This window comes from Cupriavidus sp. HPC(L), from assembly GCF_000307735.3.
GTDB lineage: Bacteria > Pseudomonadota > Gammaproteobacteria > Burkholderiales > Burkholderiaceae > Cupriavidus.
Genome location: NZ_AMPR02000304.1, coordinates 1 through 2750, shown reverse-complemented (window position 1 = coordinate 2750; position 2750 = coordinate 1). Strand labels below are relative to the sequence as shown.

3 protein-coding genes are annotated in these 2750 nt (G+C 67.7%); all 3 read right to left on the bottom strand.

Features of this window, described 5'->3' with window-relative positions; translation table 11 throughout:
* Positions 1 to 234: 234 nt before the first annotated feature.
* Entirely contained in the window at positions 235 to 708 is a 474-nt protein-coding gene (locus tag B551_RS16210; protein WP_043440268.1) for a lipoprotein, read from the bottom strand.
* 152 nt (positions 709 to 860) lie between these two features.
* Positions 861 to 2069 carry a c-type cytochrome biogenesis protein CcsB gene (gene ccsB, locus B551_RS16205; RefSeq protein WP_006580171.1) on the bottom strand — a complete coding sequence of 403 codons (1209 nt, stop codon included), beginning with the start codon at positions 2067 to 2069 and terminating at the stop codon, positions 861 to 863.
* A gap of 10 nt (positions 2070 to 2079) precedes the next feature.
* The coding region (locus B551_RS16200; RefSeq protein ID WP_043440266.1) for a cytochrome c biogenesis protein ResB at positions 2080 to 2750 on the bottom strand (671 nt) is incomplete at its 5' end.

Here is a 2750-nt window from a genome sequence, read left to right as displayed (position 1 = left end):
CGGCGAACGCCTCGGGCGGCGTGATCTCGCTGGGCGGAATGTCGTCGCCGCGCAGCCATTTCGGAGAGGGAATCCACATCGTCGTTCCTTGCTTGGCGGAGCGCCGGCGCGCCGGGCGGCCCCGCGGGCCATGCCGGGCCGGCTCAACTTGGACCGGCTGGCCGGTGTTTGGTGCGACGGGCCACGCCGCCCGTGGCCGACGCCTCACGACGCCTCACGACGCTTGACGGTGCCTTACGGGGTGGCGATGTGCCACACGTTCATCACCTTGTCGCCGGTGCGGTCGCCCGGCTTGGTGTCCTTGGCGAAGCGGTACAGCGGCTTGCCGCGATAGGCCCACTGGCGGCTGCCGTCGTCGCGCGTGATGATCGTGTACTGGCCGGTCGCCGAGGTGCCGGGCTGGGCCAGCAGCGGCGGCCAGTTGACCGCGCATTGTCCGTTGCAGACGCTCTTGCCGCTGCCCGCGGTATCGCGATCGAAGGTGTACAGCGTCAGGCCTTGCGGATCGGTCAGTACGCCGTTGCTGACCTTGACGGTCGGCGGCATGTTGCCGGTGGTGCTGGCCGTGCTGCTGGCGCTGGCGCTGCTGCTGCCCGAGCCCATGCCCATGCCGGAACAGGCGGTCAGCAGGACGGCGGCGGCAATGGTGACGGTGGCGGTGACGGGAAGCGCAAGACGACCGGAAGCGGTAAGGCGCGAGAGGGTCATGATGTCTGTCTCCAGGAAAAGTCGGCGCCGCCCACCGGCGCCGTGTTTCCCAGTAAACACCGTCAGGCGCCGTTTTATTCCCTTTCCAATAAAAAAAACCTGCCCGAAAGGGCAGGTTTCCTCGCTTTGTCACCCTGAAAGGGTGCTGTCGATCACAATTCGCCGTAGCTGTGCAGCCCCGACAGGAACATGTTGACGCCCAGGAAGGCGAAGGTCGTGATCAAGAGGCCGATCAGCGCCCACCAGGCCGCCATCGCGCCGCGCAGGCCCTTGATCAGCCGCATGTGCAGCCAGGCCGCGTAGTTCAGCCAGACGATCAGCGCCCAGGTTTCCTTGGGGTCCCAGCTCCAGTAGCCGCCCCAGGCCTCGGCCGCCCACAGCGCGCCCAGGATCGTGGCGATGGTGAAGAAGGCGAAGCCGACCGCGATCGCCTTGTACATGACGTCGTCGAGCAGCTCCAGAGCGGGCAGGCGCTCGGCCAGGATGCCGCGCTGCTTCAGCAGATAGGCCACCGCGACCATCGCGGCAAGCGCGAAGGTGCCGTAGCCGATGAAGTTGGCCGGCACATGGATCTTCATCCACCAGCTCTGCAGCGCCGGCACCAGCGGCTGGATCTCGTGCGCATCGCGGCTGACCGTGTACCACAGCAGGAAGCCGACGGCCGCCGACACCACCAGCATCACGAACGGGCCCAGCGCGCCGGTGCGGTAGCGGCCCTCGTAGTACAGGTGGAACAGCGTCGTGATCAGCACGAACAGCACGAACACTTCGTACAGGTTCGACACCGGGATATGGCCGATATCGGGACCGATCAGGTAGGACTCGTACCAGCGCACCAGCATGCCGGTAAAGCCGAGCACGACCGCCGCCCACGCCAGCTTGTGGCCGATGCCGTAGCCCGTTTGCGAGCGCGCCAGCAGGCCGCCCCAGTAGAACAGCGTCGACAGGAACACCAGCGCGCACATCCACAGGATCGCGGACTGGCTCGACAGCAGGTACTTCAGCAGGAAGGCCTGCTCGGCGCGCGCCAGTTCGCCCTGGTACAGCTGCACGGCCAGCAGCGCCAGCACGGCCAGGCCCGCCATCAGCGCGCGAACCGGCTTCCAGTGCCAGCCCAGCAGCGCAAAGGTCGGCACCGCGCCGATCAGCACCGCCTTGTCGTAGCCGTCCATCCACTGGCCATAGCGCGCCAGCCCGACGCCGGCGCCGACCACCAGCAGCAGCGCATAGAGCCAGTCCAGCCACGACAGCCGGCGCAGGAACGAGGGCTCCAGATACGAGGTGTCCGCTGCCGCCGGGATCTGCCCCTGGTTCGCCGTGGGGTTGGCGGGGGCGTGCAGCTTGGAAGAATTGGAAGACATGACGAAATCCCTACCGTGTCGCCGGCGCCGCTGGCGGCGCGTCCTGCGCTGCCGCCGCGGCACGCTGCACGTCCTCGCGCAGCGCGGCGAATTCCTTCTCGAAGTCCAGGGTGCGCCGCTGGGTCGACATTGCCATCAGCACATGGCTGCCGGCGGCCCGTTGCGACGCATCGCTCGGATCGGCGTCCGGCTTGGCATCCGGCTTGGCATCCGGCTTGGCGTCCTTGACCCAGACCCACACGCGGCGCTCGCGGATATACAGCATCGCGAACACGCCCAGCACCAGCAGCAGGCAGCCAAGATACACGATGTTCTTGCCAGGCGCACGGGTCATCTGGAACACGCTGGCCTTGACCTCCTGGAAGTCGTCCAGCTGCAGGAACACCGGCGCCACGTAGAAGAAACTGTCCGACAGCGCGTTGATCGCCTGCTGCAGGAAGGCGCCGCTCTGCGCGCTGTTGGCGACCACCGGCAGTTCGGCGCGTTCGCGCGCCAGTTGCCACAGCTCCCACATCGAGCCGTTCAGGATCTTCAGCAGCACGTCGGCCGCCTTCTGCTGATCGGCCTGCGGCACCGAGCGCTCGAGGAAGGCGGCGATCGCGGCAAAGCCGCCCGGCGGCGCATCGGCATCGTGGCGCGCGGCGCCGGCGAACAGGTCCAGCGCCCGGCGCGCGCTCTCGG